The 25,703-nt window shown below is 57.2% G+C and carries 19 protein-coding genes; 6 read left to right on the top strand and 13 right to left on the bottom strand.

Going from position 1 to position 25,703, the window contains the following annotated elements; genetic code table 11:
* From AB1772_07540 to AB1772_07510, 7 genes are all read right to left on the bottom strand, one after another.
* Positions 1-1,285, bottom strand: a 1,285-nt coding sequence (locus AB1772_07540) for a cobyrinate a,c-diamide synthase (protein MEW5796200.1), incomplete at its 3' end; no start/stop codon positions are given.
* 19 nt (positions 1,286-1,304) lie between these two features.
* Entirely contained in the window at positions 1,305-1,547 is a 243-nt protein-coding gene (locus AB1772_07535) for a hypothetical protein (GenBank protein MEW5796199.1), read from the bottom strand.
* Positions 1,548-1,557: 10 nt separating this feature from the next.
* Entirely contained in the window at positions 1,558-2,628 is a 1,071-nt protein-coding gene (dsrB, locus tag AB1772_07530) for a dissimilatory-type sulfite reductase subunit beta (GenBank protein MEW5796198.1), read from the bottom strand.
* Positions 2,629-2,678: 50 nt separating this feature from the next.
* Positions 2,679-3,893 carry a dissimilatory-type sulfite reductase subunit alpha gene (dsrA, locus tag AB1772_07525; protein MEW5796197.1) on the bottom strand — a complete coding sequence of 405 codons (1,215 nt, stop codon included), beginning with the start codon at positions 3,891-3,893 and terminating at the stop codon, positions 2,679-2,681.
* 513 nt (positions 3,894-4,406) lie between these two features.
* Complete coding sequence (locus AB1772_07520; protein MEW5796196.1) at positions 4,407-6,719, bottom strand: T9SS type A sorting domain-containing protein; 2,313 nt, start codon at positions 6,717-6,719, stop codon at positions 4,407-4,409.
* Positions 6,720-7,116: 397 nt separating this feature from the next.
* Entirely contained in the window at positions 7,117-9,378 is a 2,262-nt protein-coding gene (locus AB1772_07515) for an FAD-dependent oxidoreductase (GenBank protein MEW5796195.1), read from the bottom strand.
* 5 nt (positions 9,379-9,383) lie between these two features.
* Positions 9,384-10,670, bottom strand: coding sequence for a CoB--CoM heterodisulfide reductase iron-sulfur subunit A family protein (locus tag AB1772_07510; GenBank protein ID MEW5796194.1), 1,287 nt, complete (start codon positions 10,668-10,670; stop codon positions 9,384-9,386).
* Positions 10,671-11,211: 541 nt separating this feature from the next.
* Here AB1772_07510 and AB1772_07505 point away from each other — a divergent pair.
* The 5 genes from AB1772_07505 (at position 11,212) to AB1772_07485 (ending at position 17,987) form a co-directional block, all read left to right on the top strand.
* Positions 11,212-12,042 carry an excisionase family DNA-binding protein gene (locus tag AB1772_07505; protein MEW5796193.1) on the top strand — a complete coding sequence of 277 codons (831 nt, stop codon included), beginning with the start codon at positions 11,212-11,214 and terminating at the stop codon, positions 12,040-12,042.
* Positions 12,043-12,364: 322 nt separating this feature from the next.
* The gene (locus tag AB1772_07500; protein MEW5796192.1) at positions 12,365-12,679 is read left to right on the top strand and encodes a TusE/DsrC/DsvC family sulfur relay protein; all 315 of its coding nucleotides are present in this window, start codon (positions 12,365-12,367) and stop codon (positions 12,677-12,679) included.
* 90 nt (positions 12,680-12,769) lie between these two features.
* Positions 12,770-13,468 carry a respiratory nitrate reductase subunit gamma gene (locus tag AB1772_07495; GenBank protein MEW5796191.1) on the top strand — a complete coding sequence of 233 codons (699 nt, stop codon included), beginning with the start codon at positions 12,770-12,772 and terminating at the stop codon, positions 13,466-13,468.
* A 15-nt stretch (positions 13,469-13,483) separates the two neighbouring features.
* Positions 13,484-14,833, top strand: coding sequence for a (Fe-S)-binding protein (locus AB1772_07490; protein MEW5796190.1), 1,350 nt, complete (start codon positions 13,484-13,486; stop codon positions 14,831-14,833).
* 289 nt (positions 14,834-15,122) lie between these two features.
* Complete coding sequence (locus tag AB1772_07485; GenBank protein MEW5796189.1) at positions 15,123-17,987, top strand: TonB-dependent receptor; 2,865 nt, start codon at positions 15,123-15,125, stop codon at positions 17,985-17,987.
* Positions 17,988-18,049: 62 nt separating this feature from the next.
* On the opposite strand, the gene AB1772_07480 is transcribed toward AB1772_07485, so the two are convergent.
* The 6 genes from AB1772_07480 to AB1772_07455 all read right to left on the bottom strand — a co-directional run bounded on the left by AB1772_07480 (position 18,050) and on the right by AB1772_07455 (position 24,464).
* Positions 18,050-18,349 (bottom strand): YciI family protein, encoded by a 300-nt coding sequence (locus AB1772_07480; GenBank protein ID MEW5796188.1) that lies wholly within the window; start codon positions 18,347-18,349, stop codon positions 18,050-18,052.
* 230 nt (positions 18,350-18,579) lie between these two features.
* Positions 18,580-19,749 carry a hypothetical protein gene (locus AB1772_07475; GenBank protein ID MEW5796187.1) on the bottom strand — a complete coding sequence of 390 codons (1,170 nt, stop codon included), beginning with the start codon at positions 19,747-19,749 and terminating at the stop codon, positions 18,580-18,582.
* Between the two features lie 43 nt (positions 19,750-19,792).
* Positions 19,793-20,950 carry a hypothetical protein gene (locus AB1772_07470; protein ID MEW5796186.1) on the bottom strand — a complete coding sequence of 386 codons (1,158 nt, stop codon included), beginning with the start codon at positions 20,948-20,950 and terminating at the stop codon, positions 19,793-19,795.
* 15 nt (positions 20,951-20,965) lie between these two features.
* Positions 20,966-21,529 (bottom strand): prepilin-type N-terminal cleavage/methylation domain-containing protein, encoded by a 564-nt coding sequence (locus AB1772_07465; GenBank protein MEW5796185.1) that lies wholly within the window; start codon positions 21,527-21,529, stop codon positions 20,966-20,968.
* A gap of 14 nt (positions 21,530-21,543) precedes the next feature.
* Positions 21,544-21,924, bottom strand: coding sequence for a prepilin-type N-terminal cleavage/methylation domain-containing protein (locus AB1772_07460; protein MEW5796184.1), 381 nt, complete (start codon positions 21,922-21,924; stop codon positions 21,544-21,546).
* Between the two features lie 470 nt (positions 21,925-22,394).
* Positions 22,395-24,464 (bottom strand): PAS domain S-box protein, encoded by a 2,070-nt coding sequence (locus AB1772_07455; protein MEW5796183.1) that lies wholly within the window; start codon positions 24,462-24,464, stop codon positions 22,395-22,397.
* Between the two features lie 358 nt (positions 24,465-24,822).
* On the opposite strand from AB1772_07455, the gene AB1772_07450 reads away from it, so the two are divergent.
* Entirely contained in the window at positions 24,823-25,572 is a 750-nt protein-coding gene (locus AB1772_07450) for a DUF523 and DUF1722 domain-containing protein (GenBank protein MEW5796182.1), read from the top strand.
* Positions 25,573-25,703: the final 131 nt, after the last annotated feature.

Below are 25,703 nucleotides of genomic sequence, written 5' to 3'. Positions count from 1 at the left end.
TGTAGACCAGCCCGTCCCGGCCATTGCCGAGACCGGTGCCCGTCTGCATGACCAGGCAGCCAACCTTCTCCGGGAGCGGGCGGTCCGGTCCCGAGTAATGAAACTCGTGGCCGCGCAGCACCGCGCCGATCTCGAAAAACGGATTGGGTCGATCAACCGTCGATTCAGTGTATCCATGACCCACCGGCGACCCTGCCATGACAAGATCCACCGGGAAAACATCGGCCATCGGATAGATCACACAGCCGCTCCGCAGAGTACGACACAGGTAGATCAAACCGCCGCACTCGGCGTAGACCGGAAGACCGTTGTTGATCGCCGACCGCACAGCCCGAAGCAGCGTCTGGTTCTTGGAGATCTTGTCAGCCTGAGTCTCAGGAAACCCGCCGCCAATATAAAGGCCAGCGATATCCGGCAGGTGCGTGTCGGCAAACGATGATATCGTGACCAGCTCGGCACCGGCGTGCTCGATCGCTTCCAGATTTTCCGGATAGTAGAACGTATACACCGGGTCACGGAAATATCCGATTCGAACCCGCGAGGGCGACGGTGCGGTCTCACTGACGTCAGGCGCCGGCAGCGGTTCGACGTTCCGAGCGATCTGGAGCAGTCGATCGAGATCGAGATGCCGCTCGCCCAGCGTTCTCAGTTGCCCCGCAAGCGAATCACTCTCGCCGAACTCAGCCGGCGTTACCAGTCCAAGGTGCCGCCCCGGGATCAGCGTATCGCTCGCCGACAGACGAGGGATCTCACCGAGTACCGGTATCCGGCAGGTCTGCTCGATGGCATCGGTGATGACCTGCCTGTGCCGCTTCCCCGCCACTTGATTGAGAATGATTCCTGCCAGGCGCAGATCGGCGTCGAACACCTGACAGCCCTTCACGATCGCCGCGACCGTGCGGGTGGTCTTGGTGCAATTGACAACCAAAACAACCGGAGCCCTGAGCAGCTTCGCCAGGTTGGCGGTGCTGTGTGTTCCCTCGTTGTCTTTGCCGTCGAACAGTCCGCGGTTGCCTTCAATGATGGCAAGGTCCGAGTTCCCGGCCGCCGCTGCAAAAGACGCCGACACTCTTTCAGCCGCCACCATGTAAGTGTCAAGGTTGCGACAAACCGAACCGGCCGCCCAAGCAAGCCAGGCAGCATCGATATAGTCCGGCCCTTTCTTGAAAACAGAGAGGCGCAGGCCTCGCTGTCTTAAGGCCAGCACAAGGCTGAGGCTGGCTATCGTCTTGCCCGAATCTCCGGAGAGCCCGGCGATAACCAGCCTTGGACAACTCAGCGTCATGCGCGAAAACCCCGCTCGCTCAGTTGGCCGCGCCCTCTTTGTGGGGCAGCTCGATATAGCTGCCGCCGAAATAGGTGTAGACGCAGCGACCGGAGTTGATCAGCTCTTTGATCGCTTCCTTGCAGGTCGCCTTGTCAACATCATCGCCGAAAAGCTGGGTTACAGCCTTGGTGAGGTCCATGGCCTTGAGTTTCTTCACGCCCTGAGCCTCTTTGACCATCTTGTACATGGTCTCGGCAACTTCCTGGGCCGTTTTTGCCATCTGACACTCCTTAGAAAGTTAGATGCGTTGAGCGCTTATAGGTCAAGCCGGCATGCTTGAAGTCGTCGATATGCTCCTTCTGGAACTCGATTCCGGCCATCTTGAAGAACTTCGGCCAGCCGATGCGCTCGATCCACTCGCCCATCCGCTCATACTTGCGAGCGTTGGCCGCCCACAGTTCGACCAGATTGGAAATGGCCGTCGTCACCTCGGGCCAGCGCGGCGGATTGTTCGGCAGGAACGGAATCGCCAGCTTGGAGAACATCGGCTCGTGCCGCGCATTCGACACCTTGCCGCCCACCCAGATCGATACACCATCGTTCAGCGGGTCGGCAATCGGCAGCGCCGGACAGACCGTAAAGCAGTTCGCACAGAACATGCACTGTTCTTCGATAATCTCGATCGACTCGTGACCGCCAACCCGCGCCGGCCGAATCGCTGCGGTCGGGCAGGAGGCGCTCACGTTCGGTATCTCGCACATCTTCTTGACCTTGTCGTGCTGAATGCGCGGCGGACGGCGGTGGATACCGAGAATGGCGATATCGGAACAGTGCACCGCACCGCACATATTCAGGCAGCAGGCGAGAGCAATCCGCAGCTTGCCCGGCAGTTTCATGTTCTCGAAGTGATCGATCACATCATCCATGACCGCCTTGACAATCCCCGACGCATCGGTGGCCGCCGAGTGGCAGTGAATCCAGCCCTGGGTGTGGACAATCGCCGAGATCGAGTTGCCGATCCCGCCCACCGGGTGACCGATCGCTTTCAGGTCTTTGATAAGCGGTTCGATATTTTCAAACTTGTCCGTGAGAAACTCGACATTGTGGCGGCTGGTAAATCTCAAATGGCCGCCGCAGTATTTGTCGGCCAGGTCACAATACATCCTGATCTTGTCGATACTGAGCAGTCGACTCGACGCCGCCCGGACGGTGTAGAGCTTCGCGCCGGAATGCGACACGTGCACCATCACGCCCGGCTTGAGCACTTCGTGGTACTTCCACTTGCCGTAGTTTTCCTTGATGATCGGCGGCAGGAACTGCTCGTAATGAGGCGGTCCGTAGTCGGTCCGCCGGTCTTGCATCACATCAGCCATATGGTATCCTTTGCTTTTCTTCGTTTCCGGGTTCAGGTTCAGGCCTTGGCGGCTTCCGTCTCGCCCTCATCTTCCTCGAAATACTCTTCATAGAAGACGTAGGGGTTCTCGCGCGGATGCGCCACCATCTCGGGCGTCGGCTCCAGGCCGATCGCTTCGAGGAAATTGCCCATGCCCACGCGCTGGATGAACTCACCCACGCGCTCGCGGTTCTTGCCTTCCTCGCACCAGATTTCCCAGATGTTCTCAATCACATCCTTGATCTCCTGGTAGGGTGGCTCCATCTTCACGAACGGTATGAGCACCGAAGACAGCAATGCGCCTTCGACAATCGGCGCCTTTGAACCGAGTAGTACGGTGGCACCACGGTCCTTACCGGGAGCCAGAGCCTTGGGCAGAGCATTGATACAATGCATGCAGCGACGGCAATAAGCGTTCTCGATCTTGAGCTGCTTGCCGTCCCAGTCCATGCACTTGGCAGGACAATTGCCCACTACGTCGCGTTGGATGTTCATGCCTTTGTCGGCGTATTCTTTGACTGCCGCCTGGTCGACCTGGATGTTGTCGCGCCAGGTGCCGATAATTGACATGTCGGCACGCGCAATCGACGCCACACAGTCGTTCGGGCATCCGGAGAATTTGAACTTGAATTTGTACGGGAACGCCGGGCGGTGGATTTCGTCCTGGAACGCCATGGTAAAGTCATAGCAGGCAGCCATCGTGTCATAGCAGGCCCACTCGCACCGCGCCATGCCGCAGCAGCAGCTCGGCGTACGTACATCCGACCCGGAACCGCCGATATCGAAATCGATTTTCTGCAGTTCGGAGAAGACCGGCTCGAGATGATCGGTGCTGGTCCCCAGCAGAATTATGTCGCCGGTCGAGCCGTGCATGTTGGTAAGACCCGAACCGTGCTTCTCCCAAATGTCACAGATCTTGCGCAGGGCATCGCTGGTGTAAAACCAGCCGGCGGGCTGATTGATACGCATCGTATGAAAGTGCGATATATTCGGGTACTCGTCCGGCAGGTCGGAGTACCGGCCGATAACGCCGCCACCATATCCCATCACCCCGACAATCCCCCCATGTTTCCAGTGGCCGAGCTTTTCGTCGTATGACCGTTCCAGCAGCCCCAGAAGGTCCCGACTCATCGGGTTCTTTCTGGCCGCCATTTTGATCTCGGTTACGAAGCTTGGCCATTTACCCTTCTCAAGCTCGTCGAGCTTGGGAGTTTTCGGAAATGCGTTTGCCATCATAGCTCCTGAATCTGATTGAGTATCTTAGAGTCGCTTAGTTATCCACATCGCCGGAAAAGGCTGCGGTCGGCGCTCCCGTGAGGCCTGACAACCACCTGTCAGAAGCGGACGAGCCGTCGGCCGAAGTTAGTTACATTTTTCACTATCGCACTATCTTGGTAACACAATCTCGTGATTCTGTCAAGGCGAAAATGTGAAAAAAATAATTTGCTCCCAATCCGTATTAAGTGTATCGTCAATTCCCCGATATACCTTAAGTCCCTCCGTAACGTATTGACACATAATATAGTACTTATATGTGTCCAACTGGAATTGCACAAAATCCGACTGCTTAGTGCCGTCGCTTCGATGAAAAGTTAGCTATATCTTGTAAGAAGATATGGCTATTTTTATCCTATTTTGCGTATTGACCATATGAAAAGACCCCCCAATTGGAGGGTCTAATCACAATTGCGTGGTCATGCCGTCAGTCAGCCGTGCCCGGACGGATGCCGACGCAAGACGTGATGTCTACTTGAGCAAGATCATCTTCCGGGTCTGGACGTAGCTGTTGGCCTGCAACCGGTAAAAATATACGCCGCTCGCGAGATCGGTGCCGTCCCAGACCTGGTGATAATAGCCGGCGTCCTGCCAGCCGCTCACCAACGTGGCCACCTTTTGGCCGGTGATGTTGTAGACGCACAATTCGACGAAAGCGCCTTCCGGCAGACCGTACCAGAATTCGGTCGACGGATTGAAAGGATTCGGGTAGTTCTGCTCCAGCTCATAAGCCACCGGAGTGCCGAATTCACCCAGACGTGTCATGTTGTCGTATGGCGGATCGTCGTTGTTGACCCACCACCGGTTGACAATCGAATTGCCGATCGCCACCTCGTGCTGATCCACCAAGTCCGGGTCTTTCATGTAGTATCCCGATGCGGCATCGAACTGAAATGCGACAGTCGAGACCTTGGTTACCCAATGCCCCTGCGGAGGCGGACCTGCCAGCGCCATCACTAGGTTGCTTCCGCCCCAGTACGCGTAAGTGATGCTGGCGAACTTGGTGCGTGTGCTTGTCGGCGCCTGATCGGCCCACTCGGGGCCGGCTTTCAGGATCGCCCACTTGAAATTGACATTGTCAAAGCTCTCGACCATTACCCCGGGTTGGGGCGCGATATCCCACATGTGGTGATCGCCGGTCACGGTGATCTTCACTCTGAAGTCATGAAGCGCGAAAGCACTGCGGGTGAAGTAGTCCTGGGTTATATAACCCGATCCCACTTGCACAGGATTGCAGTAGTATTCGCCCATGAGGTACTCGACCTGGGGATTGTCCCACGTTAGGGTACCTGCAGAGTTGTTCAAGGTAACCCGCCCAGTTGTATCTGTCACGCGGGCATTGTAGTTCGGGTCCGAGTCCCAAACCGTTTGATACACGATTGGGTAAAACCGGTTATCATAGCTGGTCGGCGGGGTAAAGCCGGAAACAGTCCTGATATTGAACGAAACCATATCCTGAGGAGTCTCGGTCATACCAAGGAAACCCGGATTGTACTCGGCCCACAGCGATAACTCCTGCCCGAGCTCACCATCGTAGGTCGTCGGTCCGAAGTTGATCGCCTCGTAAGTGAGCAGACCGGATTTCTCAAGATTCAGACCCAGGCACAGGTTCGCGATGATCGAGTGCCATGCACCTCCCGCCGGGAAGTTGTTGGTCAGATTGATCATCATCGATACTTCATCGTCGACCAGCGACAATGTCCCGCCGTCGGTGAATTCGGTGGAGAATGTAGCATGGTAGGCCGGGATGTGCACTTGGCCGCTAAAGGGGTAGACACCCCCGAACTCCATCTCGGTGCAATAGCCAGAGCCCTGAGCTATCATAACGTCCGGGACGGTGGAGAATATCACATTGGCCGAAGATCCTTGCCAGTTCCCAAGCACGTAGAAGAGCATGTCGAGCATCTTGGTGCCGCCGGCAAACTCATGGCGCGCATGCACTGCCTCATCGGTGTTTAGTATTACTTGGAGCAGCCCAGGTTCCACCAAGCCATACTGAGCATCTGAGAAATAACCTTCCCAGTTCGCCAGTCCGAGGAAGGTGAGTTTGGTGTTATCAAATGAGATATACATTTCGATATCACCCAGCCTGAAATTGGTGAGGGCATAGATCGGCACCGGGATTTCCGTCCCAAGGGCGCCAGGACAGACAATCCGGTTGGAGTCGACAGCAGCAATGTTGAATTGCCAGACCAAATCGGACCGGGTCCTGATCCAGCCATGGGTAATACGTGATAGTGTGGTGACATGATGCACGTCGGTCCCATCGTCTACAGTGGTCATTACCGACGAATAGACAATTTGCACCGCATTCGTTTGTGCACCGGGTTGGCACTTTGCGACAAAATCGAACTCGGCCAGATCGGTGGGTGTGGTAAGTATGGGAATCGTAGAGGCGCCGGGAGCAGGATCGATTAGGTAAGTAACCTGCATCAGTTCACCGATTGCCTCCTCAATTGGATCCGGCGGAACCACACTGCCCCAACCGGGGACAGGACGGGCATCGACCAGATCCAAGTAAGCAGGGTTATACAGCAGTCGGATCGTTGCTCCCTGCAAATAGCCCGCCCTGGCCTGGTCAAACCGAACTTGGAAGCTGACAGTTCCGATCTGTTCGTTCCGATTGTCAGTAGTCGAGTCAATCTCAACCCAGTCATATGTTAGTGTGAACCTCACCTGGTCAGCGACTAGATTCTCCGCGCCCGCCAACACCGGTCCGGCGAGAAGCAGTACGGCGAAGCACGGTATGACTAAGTGTGCCGCGCGCATTCGCAGTATGTACATAGTTGCCTCCTTATTCGCAGCTAGTTTGCTCTTGTTTAGAAGACAGATTGTAAGGGCCGTTGAGAGGGTCGCTGCGGAGGCGGCCGCGAGGGATGTGGAACACAGCAGCTGCCTATACCGACCGAGCCGGCAGAGTAGCACGACAGAGTCGCCCGCACCAATCCATGAATCACTTCAGCCGCGAAGCTCACACCCATATCCTGACGGTTACCAGTCACACTGGTGAGTGCTCATTCTCGCTTGTCCTGCCAAGTTGCTTGATCTGATCACACAGTACATCATATCCCACGACGTGTAAAGCGAAAAAGCGCAGGGTGCTGGCTCCAGCAGGCGGCGGCAAAAAATAAGCCCCCTCATCGGGGGCTTAGAGAGGATAGGACTTGTCTGATTATCCCGGCTACATTCCCTTGTACGGATTCGGGCCGACCGACTCTATTGTCGCCAGGAAATCATCGAATATCTTCGGGATCTTGTCCCCATCAACAATCGAAACTTCCTGCACCAACACCCGCTCTTCTTCGAGAACCAGTTGCTTCAACTTCTCGCGCACGTTCCCCATACGGTATTCGGCCAGTTCGGAGCCGCGGATGAAATGGCACTGGTACTCGTCACCCTTGCGGCAGCCGAGCAGAATCACGCCGTCGAATCCCGACGCCAGCGCGTCGCTGATCCACACCGTGTTCATGGAACCGAGACACCGCAGCGGAATAATGCGCAGCATGGCGTTGTACTGCAGCCGCTTCATGGCGGCGGCGTCAAGCGCCGGCATGGCGTCGTTCTCGCACACGAACGCGAGAATGCGCGGTTTTTCTTCGAATTCGTCCGGGATGTTAATTGCCTTGATAATCTGTGAGACCATGTTAATGTTGTAGTTCTTGAACGAGACAATCCGCTCCGGGCAGGCGCCCATACAGACACCGCAGCGGCGGCACCTGAGTGGATTGGGCTTGGGTGTACCCTTGTCGTCCTCGTCGAGCGCTCCGAACGGGCACTCCTCCGTGCACCGTTTGCACTGCGTGCAGCGTTGTAGGAAGAAGTCCGGATAACTCAGATCACCTGCCCTGGGATGCAGCGATCGCCCCTGGGAGATCGCCTCGACCGCCTGGATCGCCTTCATGGCGGCGCCGTAAGCGTCATTCGCTCCCGAAGAGAAATCCATTGGCGCTCTTACTGCACCCGCGGCATAGATAGCCGTGCGACGGGTTTCGTATGGGAAACAGATAAAATGCGAATCCGGAAAGCCGTATTTGAGAGTCGGTAGGTCGGTTCCCTGGCGATAGGCCAGATTGAGTATCTTCGCCCCAAGCTCGGCCCCGGCTGCTTCTTTTTTGCCGTCAGCAGTGGTGGCCGTTTGCGGCTGTTCGGCTCCTTGCTGCTGTGGTTCGGCAGCCCGCTTGGCGGCCTCTACTAACTCATCAGGGACCTTGGTCGACGGCACCATGCCTGCTGCCAGCACGACCATGTCCGCCTTGATGCGAATATCCTCGCCGAGAAGAGTCTCTTTCACGTCAACGGCGATTTTGCCGTCCGCGTCTGAGGACACCGACGCAATCTCACCCTTGGTGAAGAACACCGCGTCGTCGTCCTGCACCCGTGCATAAAATCGTTCGTACTGAGCGGGCGAGCGGAGGTCTTTGTAAATAATGTAGATCTTCGCGTTGGGATACTGCTCCCGGACGTAGAGTGCCTGCTTTAGCGAGACACGGCAGCACACCGCCGAGCAGTATGGCAGATGATCTCGATCGCGCGAACCGGCGCATTGGATGAACGCGATGCTATCGATCGGCTTACCATCAGACGGCCGTTTGATTCCGCCGTTGGCAGCCATCTCCTCCATCGCGACATTGGTAATGATATTGGGAGATGACCCATACCCAAGATGCACCAGCTTCTCCGCTTCGTACGGTTTCCATCCAGTGGCGAGTATGATCGAACCGACTGTGAGCTCTTCGGCCTGACCTCCGTTCTGGAGCGCGACCGTGAACTTCCCCGGCTGGCCGGCTGTTTTCGCGACTTCCGTCGACTTCCGCACCGTGATGTTCTGGTGATGCTCGACCTGTTCGATCAATTCCGGAAGTCCGATGTCTTCCAGTTCACGATACGGCGGTTGCTTGGGGAAGATCTTCTTGAACCGGTTGGCCCAGCCGCCGAGATTCGCCTCTCTCTCGACCAACGTGACTATGTATCCGGCATCGGCGGCCGCCTTCGCCGCGGTCAGTCCGGTCATTCCGCCGCCGATAACCAGTACGTCCTTGCTTGTCTTCTCGATCAGCGGCTCAGGCGGCTCGGTTGCTTTGACTTTAGCTACACCCATGCGGACGTAGTCCTCCGCCAGCATCTGGGTGTCTTCGTGATTTGGCGGGTGACACCACGCCACTTGCTCGCGCAGGGGGGTGCGGTCGACCAGCACGTCCTTACCGAAATCAAACAGCTCCGGGAAAACCCTCGTCGAACAGGCCGCCACTACCACACGATTGATTCCCTGGTTTTTGATATCGCCTCTAATGAGATTGATGCCCTCTTGTCCGCACAGAATGTCGCAGACCTTGACCACTTCAGCCTTGGCCTCTTCGGTGGCGACTTTAACCAGTTTGTCGCAATCTATCGATTTGGCGATATCACATCCCCTGCAGATATAAACACCGGTTTTCGGTTCCATCGCTCTTACCTCCCTCCGCCCGCGTTAATCGCCTTCAGGGCCGCGCCGGTGGCATCCTGCACTGAACAGGCGACATCGAACGGCCGCACAGTCGTGCCGGCGCCGATTACGCCGCGCCCATGATCATTTACTACGAAGCCGAATTCGTCACGCGTTGTATCGAGCGGCGGTGGATTGTCGGCGCTGTTCGGCACCATCCCTACCGCCAGCACCGCCATTTCAACTTCGGTACTGGTTATTTGACCAGTAAGCGTGTTTTCCGCCTCGAGGATAACATTTCCGTTGGCCGGGTTCTCCGTGACTTTCGCCACCTTGCCTCGATGGAAGTAGAACTTCTGGTCCTGCTGCATTTTCGTGTAGAAATCTTCCATGCGTCCCGGCGAGCGGACATCGATATAGAACATATGTATCTCCGCCTCGGGGTACTGCGCTCTCACGTAAGTGGCTTGTTTCATCGACGCCAGACAGCAAACCGCCGAACAGTACGGCAGGTGTTTTTCGTCGCGCGATCCGGCGCACTGCACGAAACCGATCCTGGCGATATTAGCTCCGTCCGAGGGCCGCACTACTCTCCCTTCGGTTGGACCGGTCGGCGATGCAATCCGCTCCATCATGACATTCGTGACCACATTGCGGAATTTGCCGAATCCGAGATTGTCCAGCCGGGCGGCATCGTAGGGCCGCCACCCGGTCGCCCACACTACCGCCTTGGCCTTGACCGTCACGGTGCGGGCCTTCATACCGAGATCAATCGCCCCGTATTGGCAGGCCTCCACACACTTTTTCATGCGGTCGTCTGACACGTATTGCGGATCGACCACATATCGGTACGGATACGCCAACTGGTGCGGAAGGTAAATCGCCTTGGTGTTCTTCAAGCCGTAGTTGAAGGTGTCTTCGCGCTCGATCTCGCACACCTTCTCGCAATCGCCGCAGGCGTTGCACCGCTCGTTTACGAAGCGCGGCTTCAGACGCAGGCGGATATCGAAATCGCCGGGTTTGCCGGAGACGCTTTCGATATCGGCAAGGGTAAGCACGCGGATGAACGGATTGATGCGCATCCGTTTGAGGTTAATCTCAATACCACATTGCGGTGGGCAGAGCTTGGGAAAATACTGATTCATAGCGGCTACCCGGCCGCCTATCGACGGTTCCCGTTCGACGAGCACGACATGCCGACCGAGCTCGGCGGTTTCGATTGCCGTGGTCATGCCGGCGATACCGCCGCCTACCACCAGCGTGTCCGCTTTGATATGCTCGTCGGTGCCGACCGAAGGTTCAAAGTAGGCCATCTGGAAACTCCCTATATCACCACATCGTTCGCACAACAGTCCGTATCAAGGGGTCTGTCGAAAAAGCCCGTCGCCTAACATTCTGTCGGGCGACTCCGCCCGACTCCTCGTGTGCCGACGGGCTACCGTGCCCGACGGCGCTGCACGTTACGGAGCTCGCCAGCCCGCCGCAGCGCGGGTCGACACCACCTGGTGTCTCTCTCAAAAGACCCTGAGGCAACTTGATATGATAATAGCGGCGATGGAGAGTCCTGTCAAGGTTGTTTGTTATTTTTTTCACATAAAATCAGTAGCCCGTCCGCCGGTGAACTTGATAACTCGTTTATTGACAGGAAGAAACGAGGCTGGCGGGCACCCTTTACGCCTTAGCTAAGTGCCGATTATACATATACTTTACGGAACACCAGCCTCTGCCACCAACTCGGCAATCATAGACTAAACAGACATACAAAGACTTAATTGCCCATTTTCTTCTTGACAGCAGCAAGCAACCAGCATAGGTTATCCGATAGAATCAATAAAACCGATAAAGTCGATACCGATGTCACGACCCAGCATCAATAGAAGATCCCCTATAGCTGAAGCGCGCTCCGACTTGCTCTCGACCGGCGAAGCAGCGGCCCTTTGCCGGGTGACCTCGGACACGGTCTTAAAGTGGATAAGATCAGGCAAAATCGAAGCGCTGCGCACGCCGGGCGGGCACCATCGCGTGCCGCGCTCGGCATTGGCGCCGGTTCTCGAGGGCCGGCCGGTGACCTTACCCACGCCTGACAGCCCGGCGCGATTTCAGTATTGCTGGGAGTTCAATTCCACCGATGGCCGCATCCCCGACGGCTGCCGCGAGTGTATCGTATATCGCTCGGGCACGCTCCGCTGTTACGAGTTGCACGATCTTCCCGCGCAGGCCGGGTATGTCGGTTTGTTCTGCAAAGGATCGTGTCAGGAGTGCGACTACTACGCACGTGTAGTCGGCCAGCGGCCGAATGTGTTGGTCGTGTCGAACCGCGACGCCTTTACCACACGAATGCGCGAGGGGATAGACCCCTCGCGATTCAACCTGAAAGTGACCGATTGCGAATACCGTTGCTCGATGTGTGTCGAGGAATTCCGGCCCGATTACATGGTGATCGACTGCTCCCTGGGTGCGGAGCGAAGTCTGGAGTTTGCCCGGCTCATATATGAGGACCCCCGCATCCCGTTCGTCAGAATTATACTGGTCGGCAAACGTAGCGATTTGCCGGATGAATGCGATCGTCTTGTATTCGCGGTGGTCGATTCGAGTTTTGACGCCTCGACATTGATGGCGCTGATAGCCGGATCCCGGCGTCAGGCACAAAGCTCGTCGGGCGATAGCCACCTGTCCACGCACTGAAGCGAGGACAGAAAGGAGGATTCGAGGGCAGCCGGACGCAGGAGCCGGCAGGACACAGACGAAAGAAAAAGAACGCAACTCGGCGGGATCAGCAGCTTAAAACCGACCCGCCAAGTCGCGTCGCGAAGCAGCAACCGGCCGGGCCTCGGCCCGGCGGCCGCTCTTCTTGGTCCATAATATACGTCTTTTGCCTTGCCGGTCAACTCCCGCCCCGGTGCGCGGGGCGCCGGCGCCCATCGCAAGATCGCCAATCGCGAATCCATTTGCTGCCGCCCGGGTTTCAGCGCGGACGATAGCTAACGCCTCTATAACAGGAGTTGTCATGGTACAAGCCGCTATGCCGTCGGGAAGCATCGAGGACAACGACGGCTTTCTTAAACAGATGTCGCTCTGGACACGTGAGGTGGCCGAGGAGCTGGCACGCAAGAACGACATCGATCCCTTGACCGAGGACCACTGGAAAGTGATCGACTTCGTGAGAAGCTACTACGTCGAAACCGGCGAAGGGCCGCCGATCGTGCGCATCTGCAAGGCAACCGGCTTCAGTTCCCGCTATGTCTGCCAGATGTTCCCGTGCGGAGTCGCCCGGGGGGCGTATCGCCTGGCGGGCTTGCCAAGACCACACGGTTGTCTTTGAGAGCGCGGCTGGAGACATATTGACCAACAGGCCGGCGGCGGCCGCTAAATGGCCGGCCGCTTCTGAGGGCCGTAGAAAGGAAAACTGATTGTGGAATTCTTTATCCTCGGGTTCTTACCCTATTTGACATTACTGGTTTTCATCCCGGCGATGGCTTATCGCATCCGCGTCTGGATCAAAACGCCCCAACCCGCCGCGATCACCCTCTTCCCCGCCCCGGTCGGAAAGGCGGCTACGTTCTGGGGAGTGTTCAGGGAGTCCTTGTTCTTCCCCGGTTTGTTCCTCGGTGACAAGTTTCTCTGGGCGTCGGCGTGGATATTTCATGCCACGCTCGCGCTGATCGTCGTAGGCCACATACGCGTGTTCACAGATTTCCCCGGCCTGTGGGCGGCACTCGGAATCAACGCCGACCGCATGAGCGCAATAAGCGGTGGAACCGCCGGGCTGCTAATCCTGGCCATGGCCCTTGTCCTCCTGGCCCGGCGCCTGGCGATTCGACGCGTAAGGGAGGTTACCAATTTTGCCGACACGCTGGTTCTGCTGCTCATAATTGCCGTACTCGTTACCGGCAACGCCTTGCGCTTCGGCGAACACTTCAACCTGGAGCTGACCCGCCGGTACTTCTCGCAACTGGCCGGGTTCTCGCTAAGCGCAGAGTCGCTGCCGGGCAGCCCGATGTTCACGCTGCACTTCCTGCTGGCCCAGCTCCTGTTCGTGTTTCTCCCGTTCAGCAAGATTCTGCATCTGGGAGGAATCTTCTTCACTCAAACCTTGATTCAGAGAGCTTAGAAAGGCAGGTGCGTGATGTCACACTCGGAAGTTCCGGTATCAACGCTAAGAAGCGAGCCGCTCCTCCGCCCCAAAGTGCAGGGCGAGGCACTCAAACAGTCCGTCACCGCCGCCTGCCGGGCGATCCGCGGAGGGCCAAAAGCTCTTCGGCTCTACATGGAAACCTGCATTCGCTGCGGTACGTGCGCCGAGGTGTGTCCGGTCTATCACGGTGAGCCGACCGAATTGCGCAACCCGGTTAGGCGCTCCGACCTGGTGCGCGGCGTCTACAAGCGACACTGCACAACCTCAGGAAAGCTCTTTGGTTCTGCAGTCGGCGCTCAGGATTTCAACGGCGATATGGAGCGCTTTGTCACTGCTTTCTACGAGTGTACGGGATGCCGCCGCTGCGCCACCTTCTGCCCCATGGGTATCGACAACTCGGTGATCACGCGCAAGGGCAGGGCGATCGCCGATGGCCTGGGCTGGACCCCGGAACGATTGCAAAGAGTGGTCAAAATATCGCTGGAAACCGGAAATACCGATGGCGCCAATGAGGCCGCGCTGAAAGATACCGTGCGTTTTCTCGAAGAAGAAATCAAGGACCAGTGCAGCATAGACGTCCGCATACCGTACGACGAGATGGGCGCGGAAATCTTCTTCGTGCCGCCGTCGGGCGATCTCCTCGTAAATCCCGAGGCGGTCATGGGCATCGCCAAAGTTTTTCACAAGCTGGGACAGAGTTGGACGCTTAGTTCGAGAGCCTTTGACGGAGCCAACTACGGCCTGTTCACGGGCGACGACAAGTCGATGAAAGAGGACAACAAGCTGTACATCGACGAGGCTAAGCGGCTCGGCTGCAACACCCTCATGATGGGCGAATGCGGGCATGCTCACCGGATCATGAAATTCATGATGGAAAAGGGGAAATGGTGGGGCGATTTGCCTTTCGAGATCACCAATGTCCTTCAGTACACGGCCGACATGGTGAAGCGGGGCGCCCTCCGGTTCGACCGGAGCGCGAATCCCGAACCGGTTACTTATCACGATCCCTGCAACTTCGGCCGCAGCTGTGGAATTGTGGAAGAGCCGCGAATCATCATGAGAGCGGCCTGCGCCGATTTCCGCGAGATGACCCCCAACCGCCACTTGAACTGGTGTTGCGGCGGGGGTGGCGGCCTGTCGGCCATGGACGAAATCAAGGCTTTTCGGATGGAAGTATCGGGCAAGATGAAACTGAAACAGATCGATGACACCGGCGCGAAATTCTGCGCCGCCCCCTGTTCGAATTGCAAGCGTCAGTTGGCGCAGCTAATGGAGCACCATAATCGCGACGTTGTGATCGGCGGGGTACATGATGTCGTGTTTCGCGCCCTTATGATGTAAAGGTGCTCTTCACAAGGCGCCCTTCTACCCCATGGGCGGCGCCGCCCGAGCATTCTCGGAAGCGCCGCCCTTCGTCTTGACACGCCCCATTCAACGGCCCACGAGAAAGGGCGTTTTCGCCCCATTCTGGTCCATGCAAAACCGCTTGCGCCTGTCCTCGCCTTAACTGATATTCTCTTCTATCAAAACAACCTACCAGCCTGACTGATGATCGCACGAAGCCGGTTTCACGTTCTGCCGTGCAGTCTGTCGTCTGTAAAGGTAGGTCCCACTTTCAGGAGATGCTGTTATGATGTTCTCTTTCCCTTCCTTCGAATCCTCGTGCGTGGCCATTCTCACTGCGGCGGTGGTCGCGGCGCCCCTGAGCGCGCTGTGCGCCGGGTTCAGCGGCGTGGTCTCTGACGAAACCGATGGCCGGCCATTGCTGGGCGCCACCGTGAGTCTGCACCCCGTGCGCATGGCCGGTAAGACTCTCGGTATGGCCACGGCCGATGACGGCTCATTCGATATAGAGAATATTCCGCCGGGCGAATATCTGGTCAGTATTTCTTTTGTGGGATATTCTACAGCAACGATTCAGCTGACGTTCAGCAGCGACTCCGAGCAGATTCGCCGTGAGATCGGCCTCACGCCTCGGGCGATCGACCTGCATACCATCTCAGTGACGGCGTCGCGCCGACCCGAGAAGCTTAACGATGCTCCCGCCGCGGTCAGCGTGGTTGGCGCCGAAACCATCCAGGAGCGCACTACGCTTACCCCCACCGACCATGTCTCCAACTTGCCCGGTGTGGACATGGCTCGCACCGGCCTGAACCAGACCAACATGGTCACGCGCGGATTCAACAACATCTTCTCCACGGCGCTGCTCGTGCTGGTGGACAACCGTTTCGCGCGGGTGCCATCGCTGCGTTACAACGCCTACAATTTCATCCCGACTGTCGATGCCGATATCGAACGCATCGAAATGGTCTCCGGTCCGGGCTCGGCCCTTTACGGGCCGAATTCCGCCGCCGGAGTGATGCACATGATCACAAAATCGCCGTTCGAGTCGGAGGGAACCACGGTCAGTCTCGGCGGCGGCGAGCGCGAGCTGATGCTCGGGTCGTTTCGCCACGCCGGCAACGTGAATAACCGGGTCGGCTACAAGTTCAGCGGCCAGTACTACGAGGGACTCGACTGGAAACACCATGAGCCGTCCGAGCCGGACCAGGTCGCCAAGTTCCGCCCCACCCCGCAGGGACCCGACACGGTTAGCGGACTGGTGAGCAACGCGCGTGATTTCAAGATCAAGAAGCTGGCCGGCGAGGCGCGGGTGGATTTCCTTATCAACGAGAACACATCGTTGATTGTCAACGGCGGCTACAATCGCGGCGACGGCATCGAGCTGACCGGCGTTAGCGCGGCGCAGGCGATCGACTGGGCCTATACCTATTTTCAGACACGATTTCGCTACAAAGATCTGTTCGTGCAGGGGTATGTTAACGCCAGCGACGCCGGTGATACCTATCTTCTGAACACCGGGCAGTTGATTGTCGATCGCTCGCGCACCTGGGTCGCCCAGGTACAACACAGCTATCAACCCGATGAGCGGTGGAGCCTGACCTATGGCGCGGATGGTATCTTCACCCGCCCCAATACCGATTACACGATCAATGGCCGCAACGAGGATAACGACAATGTCGACGAAGTCGGCGCGTACGTTCAGGCCGAGCACCGGCTTTCGGATCATGTCAAACTGCTGGGCGCGGCTCGTGTAGACGATCACAACCGCCTGAAGGACCTGGTCTTCTCGCCGCGCGCGGCGGTCGTCTACCAACCCGATGAAAACAACAGCCTACGGTTTACTTACAACCGCGCCTATGCCACGCCGGATATTAACAATCTGTACCTGGATATCATGCAGTCATACGACCCGTTTGGGATAGGCGCAAGTTTCGAACCCGCCCTCGGGTTTCGGCCGGACATAAACGTGCGCGTGCATGGCGTGCCTGAAACCGGGTTCCACTGGCGGATAGACGAAAACGGCCCCCTGTTTCGCTCTCCATTTGCACCGCTCGATCCGCGTGAACTCACCACGAGTGACTACATCGAATTTGACGACCCTGTTTTCACCAACGTTATGTGGTCGGCTGGGCGTGGCGCGGTCAGGGCCGGTCTGCAGCAGCGCCTGACCGCGGCCGGTCTCGATCCCGTCACGGTCGGTGCCATGATGGCAGCCGTTGACAGTGTAACCCCAGCCAGCGTGGCCGGTGTCAACAATACGATGATGACATTCAATCCCGATACGCGGACGTTTGATCCCTCGGATGTCAGCGATATTGGTGATATCGATCCCCTTGAACCGTCGTTTACCCAGACTTTTGAAATTGGCTATAAAGGTGTGCTGCGCGACCGACTGCGATTTTCTGTCGATGCCTACCGCACAAAGAAACACAGTTTTGTAGGGCCGCTGACTGTCGAAACACCCAACGTCTTTCTTGATCCGACTACGCTGGGAGGATACCTTGGCCCGCAATTCCTGAACAACTACATGGCTGAAGATCCCACCACACGCGCCACCCTGGACCAATTAGACAATCCCTCCTTCGGCGGCAACGGCAATGGCACGCCGGTCGATGAGTTGACTACTATGTTTACCTCCGGCGCGGCGCGTATCCCGTTCGGCACGGTCAGCCCCGAAGAGTCGCTCGATCCGACCGACCTGCTCGTCACTTATCGCAACTTCGGCGACGTGACCCTTTACGGTGTCGATCTCTCTTTCGCCTACCATCTGAATCGCCATTGGGACATCGGCGGGAGCTATTCGTATATCAGCAAGAACTTTTTCGCCAAAGACGCCGAACAGGTGCATGACATCTACCTGAACTCTCCGCGGAACAAGTTCGGCCTGTCATTGCAGTACAATAGTCCGAAGCGGCAATTTGAGGCTCAGGCGCGGTTGCGCTATGTTGACGCCTTCAACATGATCAGCCCGTTTATCGGCAGCCGGGTGGATTCGTATGTTCTGGTGGATTTGACATCCGGTATCGACCTGCTGGCGGATACGCGCTTCACGCTGACTGTACAGAACGTCCTGGACAATCGCCATATCGAGTTTGTCGGCGCGCCGGAACTGGGTCGCCTGGCAATCGCCCGCGTGACGCAGACGATTTAGTAGGTCACGCGGACTCGACGCGTGATGATGACAGGAATTCGTCCGGCCTCGGTCGTCCAGCCCTACTTCCCCGCAAACAGAGCCAGCCGATACCGATGCAGCTCGGCGCTGAACACCCCGGCCTTCACGGCCGGATCGGCCCGCATGATCTTCTCCGCCGCCGGGCGATCAGGAGCTTGAAAAACCGCAATCCCCATGCTGGCATCGTCGGTGCGGCCGGCGATCAAAAGCACTTTGTCGGCCAGCAGCCTTTTGAGAAACTCGAAATGCTCACCGATTATAGCCGATTCCTTTTCGGTTGCATCTTCGGCAAAGGTCGGCCTTGGTGGTCGATACACGATAATAAAATGATTGGGGGTCATAAGTAGTACATTCTCCGATGGTCACTCTGGTTGACTGGATCACACTGATCCCTAGCCGCGTTTCGCATTATTAATAATGAATCCACAGGGAGGAAGGAATCACTTTTCGGCAAGATGGGTTGTCGAAACCACAGGGGTCCCCACTCACGGTGCAGCTTTGCGACAATAAAAAGGGCAGAGCCCCAATTCGGCTCTGCCCCTGCTATGGCAGTCTGGTTTTGCGCGCCGAGTTAGTAAGTCTCCCCCCACGCGACGGCAATCATCTCACCGGTGGTACCGTAGGTCACCTTGGCGAGACTGCGGTCATAGTGGAAGCAGGCGAACCGGTCCAGTTTGATCGTGTTGCCCACGAGGGCTCCGAAGACCTGGGTCGTCTGGTCATACTGTATGTGAGCGTCCGGTCCGTAGAAGGCTCCGTTGAAAACGTTGTCCTGGTTGAAGGTAAGCGAGGTGCCGGTCGAGAAAATCAAAGCGTCGGACGGCGTTCCAGTGGCATTGAATACAGAACCCTGGTTGAACAGAATATTACCTGCCACATAGATTCTTACATTTGCCCCCGGTGCAAGAGTGATGCTCGAGTTCTTCCCCAGGGTAATGCTGGAGAAGTAGTACACTCCGCTCTGCATTGTTATGGTACCGCTCTGGCCGGTGGTGAGCGTTTTGGTACCGTTATTATAAGTATAGCCCACGCCGCTCAGGCCGGACTGGGCGATGCTGTTAGATCGCGCCCAGTCCATTTCCGTCGACGGGACCGGATCGAGAGCTACCGAATCCGCTGTCGAGGTCGTGTCGCCGTGGACGGTGTTGCCGGCTCCCAGCGTGATTCCGCCCGGAGTAGCAACCGATACGTTTCCACCGAATTCGACCAGCTGCGCTGAAGTGATGGTACCATTTGAGCCGATATCACCCAGCGAGTCCATCACGGTCGCCGCATAGGTTCCGGAATCCGAGTCGTACGAGTCCGTGCAGGTCTCGCGGTCCAGGACAATTCCGGCGTCGGCAAACATGGCATACCGGAACGGGTACCGGTATACCGGCACGGTCGTCAATTCGATAGTCGTTCGCGAACCCTGGACTTCACCGGTGGATCGTATAATCACCGTATCGAACAGCAGGGTGTCTACCAGCGAATCGGTAAGAGTCACAGAGTACACGCCCGAGCCGAAAGATTTTTCCGCATAGCCGTCGCGCCAGGCGTTGCTGTCGTTGATCGCCCAGAGTGCCTGCTTGGCGCCTGCCTCGGCGACATAGAAGGCCTGGTCCTCGTGGAGTTGGTTGTAGGACAGCTCAATATCGGTATTGGCAGTGTCGATCGTGATGATACCCACCGCCGACACCAGCAACATCAGAGCCAGCACTACCAGGAGCGCCGAACCGCTGTTACTTCTTAACCTCTTCATAGTAGTATCTCCATTCAATGTCACCAGGACATGTGGACATGCTTTACAGAACCTCGCGCCAGGCTACCATGTCGTAGTTGTCTATGCCTTTTCTCTTGATTGTCGCCAGGCTGCGATCGTAATGAAACTCCGCGCTGTTGTGCGCAACGATATCACCGGCCACAATGGAACCGTACAATTCACCGGTGTTCCGGAGATCGGCGGTCCCGTCGGGGTTGTAAAAGACGCAGCTTATATTGCCGCTGTTCTTCAGAATCAGATCTCCGCGGGAATAGATCATCAGGTCGCCGGCATCGCCGCCGGGATTGATCTCTCCCGAGTTCTTCACTTCGATATTGCCGGTGACGTAGATGGTCACCTCGGCCCCGGGCGCCAGATGCAGCGAAGCCGAGTTCCAGAGCGTAATGCTTGAGAAAAAGTACACGCCAGACTTAAGGGTGAACGGACCCGTTGCCTGAAGCTCGTTGGTCCCCGATTTGTAGGTGCAGTTGCCGGACAAACCGGTCTTGGCGGCATTGACGGATTCCGCCCAGGTAAACTCTTCGTCTGATATACGCGGTAGTTCGACTTCCGGCGCGGCATCGGTCACCGTACCGGTGACAGTGGCTCCGGACTGAACCTGCGCTCCGCCGGTGAGCGACGTAGCCACGTCCCCGCCGATAGACGCGCCCAGGTTGACACTTATCGTGCCATTAGACCCCACGTCGCCGCCTTCATTGAGATAGGTCGTGGCGTACTTGCCGGAATCCGAATTGTAAGAGTCGGTCACGAAGCTGTTCTTGATGTCTATCGCACTGTCCGCGAACAGAGCGTACGAGAATGGATATATGATGTCGGGAATTAAAGTCAATTCGACCGTCGAGCGGCAGCCGTCCACTTCGGCCGTTGAGAGAACAATTACCGTGTCCGCCAGGGCAGGGTCGTCAACAGAGTCTCTCAACGTGACCGTGAAGATCCCCTCGCTGAACGGCTCATTTTCGAACCCAGCGCGCCACGACGAGTCGACATTGACCGCCGAGAAGGCCTTGATCGCGCCCGATTCGGCGACATAGAACGCCTGGTCTTCATGTATCTGATTGTATGACAACTCTATCTCCGTACTGGCCGCATCGAATGAAATCATCGCGGCCACCGATGCCAGCAGTATCAACGCCAGCACTACCAGCAGCGCGGATCCCTGCGAATTCTTCAAGCCTGCCATGGCAGTCACTCCGGGTTAATTGACATTCCTGATTTTCACCCGCTCCACGAGCGAGTATCTCTTGTAACCGTCGTTTTCCGTATACTCGTGGTCGCGGCGCACCGACTCCGCGGTCACGGTGATATTCACGTTCGCGGAGTCGACTATTTGATAGTCAATCCCCACCAACTGGTCGGACATCACCGCGGGGCTCGCGCCGTTGACCCTCCGCACGAGACGGTACAACTGCCGCCCCCGTTCGCCTTCCAGGTCAGGAACGGCTGCGGGAACCAGAAAGTAGCTAATCGTATCTACCGGCTGGGTGCCCTGCTGATATACGAAGAGAGTATCGCCGGAAACCTGGTACGGCACGTGGGCGCCGATCTTGTAGCCGGCCATGCGCAGGCACTTCTTCAGCTCGTACACCGTCGTGCGGCAGATATGCTGCAGATCGGAGACGTTTTGCTGGGTCAGCGTGCTGCCGTTCATAGACGAGTAGAACTGAAACGACGCGGTCGCCAGGAGGCCGGTCAGAATAAGGGATATCATCACTTCTATGAGTGAGACACCCGCCGTATTTCGAAGCTTTTTGCTGAACATCTGTAAACCTCCGACTAATCTTTATCAAGCAGAGTCGAGTAGGTCGCCGAGCGCGACACGCCCATCTTGTCCTCCCAGGAGATCACCACTTCCACGCGACACAGGCCCGACGGCACCAGCGTATCGACTGTGTTGTCCCAAATGCGAGTGGCGCGATTATAGCAGCCCTCCAGGCCGGTCTCCTCGTTCTCGAACGGCAGGAGGGGCAGCGACGGGGCGTTTTCGTAGGTCTCGATCGTCTCCTTGGCCAGGTTGCTGACCGTCATCGCGTCCTGCGACATGCTGTTGGACTCGATAGACATAACCACCAGCGGCGCCAGTCCCAAGAGTCCGACAGCCAGGATGATCATCGACACCAAAACCTCGATAAGCGATAAGCCATGTTCATTTTTCATACATATCTCCAGCCTTATTCAGTATGCCGGTCAAGCCTGTAGTGACAAAAGGCGTGCCGATCGGGTGGTGCCCCAAAGATTCCTCAAGTCGTTCTGGTTCAGGGTTATCACGGTGACCGCCCCGTACCGCCGCTAAACCGTACACAGAGACTATGGGCACCTTCCCACACTCAAGAGAGCGAAAACTACAAGTGAACAACGCTGTCGGCTCCTGCCCCGATGCCCCACCCTTGGAGGGGGATGGACAAGCCTCTTTTACAAAACCGACCCCGGTGGCCCACCATTTATGGCAGGGTTGAGATGCCTCTCGCGCGAAGAACTGCCCTCCGCCGGCAGATGAGGGCATCTGCCGGGCACGGTTATAAGGCCACCGGCACATGAAGACCCCGCGCTTCTGCGCGGGGCCGGGCACTTTTCAGGCGTGGAACCCGACTTGGGTTTTGATCCCCACTCCACTACTGAATGATGAATTATGGCGTCGCTGTGATTTCGGTTTTCCCGATCACGCAATCAAGCTCTCGACGTACTGCCGTAGCGAGCGATCGGAGCGTGAGCGGTTTCTTTACAAACGCGCCCACCCCCAGGCGTCTGGCTTCTTCTACGCGCTCGGATTCGGCAAAGCCGGATATGATGATCGCCTTTTGTTCCGGATTCAACTGCACGGCACGTCGGAAGACATCCACCCCGTCCATTCCCGACGGCATGGTCATATCGATGAGGAGCAGGTCGAATTTCCTCGACCCAAGCAGAGTTGCGGCTATTTCGCCGGATCTCACGGCTTCCGCACGATACCCGAGCCGGTCAAGCAGATTCTGCACCACCTCTCGCTGCAGTGCATCATCATCGATCACCAGCACAGACTCTGTGCCACCGACTATCATTGTCTCGTCAGGTCCGGCGACTGCTTCCCGTGTCGCTGGAAAGTACAGATGCACCGAGGTGCCTTCGCCGGGCGTGCCGGCGATGTCGATGTACCCCTTGTGATCCTGCACAATGGCGTGAACCACACTCAGCCCCAGTCCCGAGCCGCGCTTCTTATCGGCTTTCTTAGTTGTAAAGAAGGGTTCGAACACCCGGTCCAATATATATTCGGGAATGCCGGGGCCGGTATCAGAGATAGTCACTTTGACATACTCCCCCGGCTCAATCTGAAGTTGGGAGTCAATGGCATTATTCACGCACCAGTTTTCTGTCGAGATTGTGAGGAGGCCGGCCTCGGGCATGGCGTCGATCGCGTTGGTTGCCACATTCAAAAGCACGCGCATCATCTGTGAGGCGCCGGCTTTGATGGCGAGCAGATCATCGGCAAGCCTGGTATCTATCACAAGACTCGCGCTCCGTGGGCCTATCTGGTCGAGCACCAGCCTGATCACGTCATTGATGTTAACGGGTTCCAGGTCGTAATGGCCGCGCCTTCCGAGTGCAAGGAGCTGCTGGTTGATCTCGGCCATCTGCTCGGCCGCCGACTCGATGGTATCAAGGTAGACCGTCGCCGGATGGTCTTTTCCCAGTTCCTCCCTGACAATCTGCGGATAGGCCACCAGTGGGCCGAGTAGATTGTTGAAGTCATGAGCCACCTGGCCGGCAATTCGGCCCGCAGCTTCCAGCCGCTGGGCGCGCTCGGCCTGCTCCTGTAACCTCTTCAACTCGGTGACATCGGCCAGAAAACACAGAATAGCGTCTTCACCTTCCCACCTGATCAGACTTGCATGAATTCTCACCCATCTCGTCTCGCCGTATCGGGTGATAATCCGGAAATCGTAGCCGGTGGGTACTTGTTGGCCTGCCAGCCGCCTCCGGTAGCGATCGATAACCATGTCTCGATCGTCCGGGTGAATAACAGCCGCAAACGGCAAGGACATCAATTCCTCGAGGCTGTACCCGATTAGTTTTGTAAACGCCGGGTTGGCCAGACGCACGGCGCTCCCCTGCGCCACCACGATCCCCTCTTCCGCTCCCTCGAATAACAGGCGGTACCGTTCCTCCGCCTTCCGAACGGAACCTTCCATCTTCTTCCGCGCGGTGATATCAAGCAGCGCGCCAATAGCGCCGAGATACTCTCCGTCCCGACCGAACCTGGGGGTCGCAGACACGAGAACGTGCTTGTGCACGCCTTTCCTGGAGATAATGGGTAGCTCGTAGCGAGTGGCGTGGTTGCTTTTGCGAAGGGCGGTTTGCTGATCGATTACCGGCCTATAATCGTCGTTGATGTAGTCGAAAACCGTTGTTCCCAGAACCGCATCGCAGTATGGCTGGTCGAAAATGGCGGCGCATGCCGGATTGACAAATATGAATACTTCATTCTCGTCAACGATCCCAATTCCCTCCTCTATGGCGTTGAACAGTTCCTCGTAGCTGAGATCGACTATCGAATGGCCGATACAGCGTCCGGACGTATATGTGGCGGGAGGAGGGTCGATCGCGCAAGAGTGCGACGCGGACAGTTGGCAACCTATCGCATTTTGTAATGCGGCGAGCCGCGACCGTAGCCGATCTAACTCGGCCACCAGCGGGTTCTGTTTTGATTTCTGCTCAGACAAATCGAAACCTGTTGACCCCGGAGCTCATGTACGGCCCGTCTTGAAGCACCAACACGAGACGCAATAATCTGGCATCGGGGAATACTTTACGTTATTATCGGCATTTTGGGCCGTGGAATTCACCTTCATGATGCCAGACGACTCGGGCGCCCCCGGTCGCCACTGTGCCCCGCCAGCTTGCGGGTGGGATTGAAACGACCCTCGCACAAAGTGGATAAGCCTCTCGCGTGAGGTCCTGCCCTCCGCCGGCAGACGAGGGCATCTGCCGGGCACCAGGCATACCCCCTCCGCCAAACTGTCATCCACGAAACGTCATCTTGGCTGTCTCTGCGGAAATCTGTATATTTCGTACCGTACCATGGCCAACAAACAGACAACATGGACCACAGTCAGCAAGCGATCCCCCCAGAACTCGACCATCAAAATCGGCGTCAGTTCCTGCCTGCTGGGCCACGCGGTACGTTTTGACGGCGGCGACAAGCGGAATTCGTACATCACCGACACTCTCAGGTCGTGTGTAGAATTCGTGGCGGTGTGTCCTGAAGTCGAGATGGGGCTGCCCGTCCCAAGAGAGCCGGTGCGCCTCGAGGGAACGCCCGACGAACCCCGCATGGTTAGCGTTTTCAGCGGTACCGATTGGACCGTGCAAATGAATCGTTATGCCCGCGGGCGTGTGCGGTGCGACGATATCGCCGATTTGAGCGGTTTCATTCTCAAAAGCCGGTCGCCATCGTGCGGTCTCGAGCGCGTAAAGCTCTATCGCGCCCGGAACAGGATAAGAGAGGATGGCGTGGGGTTATTTGCCCGTGCTCTTACGGAACGATTCCCGCATCTCCCGGTCGTGGAAGAACATGAACTGGCCTACCCTGCACGACGCGACAGGTTCCTGATCCGCGCGGCAGTCTATCATCGACTGCAGCAGCTTTATCGAAAGCGATTCAGCCGCCGGGAAATGCTGCGCTTTCATTCGGAGCACCGACACCTGGTGTTGGAGCAAAGTCGAGCGCGTTGCCGTCAACTGGATCGCCTGTCGGCATCAATAGAAAGCATGTCGGCATCTGAATTCAGAGATCGGTACCTGGCGCTTTTCATGGAGGGGTTGGCCTAGCCGGCTACGGGCGCCGCCCACGCAATTCGCCCCGGTAGCCCACCATTTAAGGTGGGATTGGGACAACTCTCGCGCGACAACGCCTCGTAAAGGGATCTCGATAGCACGTCAGCCAAAGCCACTCTTCGGCA

The sequence above is a fragment of the Candidatus Zixiibacteriota bacterium genome, assembly GCA_040752815.1.
Lineage (GTDB): Bacteria > Zixibacteria > MSB-5A5 > GN15 > FEB-12 > JAGGTI01.
This window is presented reverse-complemented; position numbering and strand designations above follow the sequence as displayed.

Excerpts from the sequence above, each read along its gene's own strand:
- AB1772_07535 (MEW5796199.1), bottom strand. The coding sequence starts at position 1,547 with ATGGCAAAAACGGCCCAGGAAGTTGCCGAGACCATGTACAAGATGGTC.
- dsrB (MEW5796198.1), bottom strand. The coding sequence starts at position 2,628 with ATGCAAGACCGGCGGACCGACTACGGACCGCCTCATTACGAGCAGTTC.
- dsrA (MEW5796197.1), bottom strand. The coding sequence starts at position 3,893 with ATGGCAAACGCATTTCCGAAAACTCCCAAGCTCGACGAGCTTGAGAAG.
- AB1772_07520 (MEW5796196.1), bottom strand. The coding sequence starts at position 6,719 with ATGTACATACTGCGAATGCGCGCGGCACACTTAGTCATACCGTGCTTC.
- AB1772_07515 (MEW5796195.1), bottom strand. The coding sequence starts at position 9,378 with ATGGAACCGAAAACCGGTGTTTATATCTGCAGGGGATGTGATATCGCC.
- AB1772_07510 (MEW5796194.1), bottom strand. The coding sequence starts at position 10,670 with ATGGCCTACTTTGAACCTTCGGTCGGCACCGACGAGCATATCAAAGCG.
- AB1772_07505 (MEW5796193.1), top strand. The coding sequence starts at position 11,212 with ATGTCACGACCCAGCATCAATAGAAGATCCCCTATAGCTGAAGCGCGC.
- AB1772_07500 (MEW5796192.1), top strand. The coding sequence starts at position 12,365 with ATGGTACAAGCCGCTATGCCGTCGGGAAGCATCGAGGACAACGACGGC.
- AB1772_07490 (MEW5796190.1), top strand. The coding sequence starts at position 13,484 with ATGTCACACTCGGAAGTTCCGGTATCAACGCTAAGAAGCGAGCCGCTC.
- AB1772_07485 (MEW5796189.1), top strand. The coding sequence starts at position 15,123 with ATGATGTTCTCTTTCCCTTCCTTCGAATCCTCGTGCGTGGCCATTCTC.
- AB1772_07480 (MEW5796188.1), bottom strand. The coding sequence starts at position 18,349 with ATGACCCCCAATCATTTTATTATCGTGTATCGACCACCAAGGCCGACC.
- AB1772_07475 (MEW5796187.1), bottom strand. The coding sequence starts at position 19,749 with ATGAAGAGGTTAAGAAGTAACAGCGGTTCGGCGCTCCTGGTAGTGCTG.
- AB1772_07470 (MEW5796186.1), bottom strand. The coding sequence starts at position 20,950 with ATGGCAGGCTTGAAGAATTCGCAGGGATCCGCGCTGCTGGTAGTGCTG.
- AB1772_07465 (MEW5796185.1), bottom strand. The coding sequence starts at position 21,529 with ATGTTCAGCAAAAAGCTTCGAAATACGGCGGGTGTCTCACTCATAGAA.
- AB1772_07460 (MEW5796184.1), bottom strand. The coding sequence starts at position 21,924 with ATGAAAAATGAACATGGCTTATCGCTTATCGAGGTTTTGGTGTCGATG.
- AB1772_07450 (MEW5796182.1), top strand. The coding sequence starts at position 24,823 with ATGGCCAACAAACAGACAACATGGACCACAGTCAGCAAGCGATCCCCC.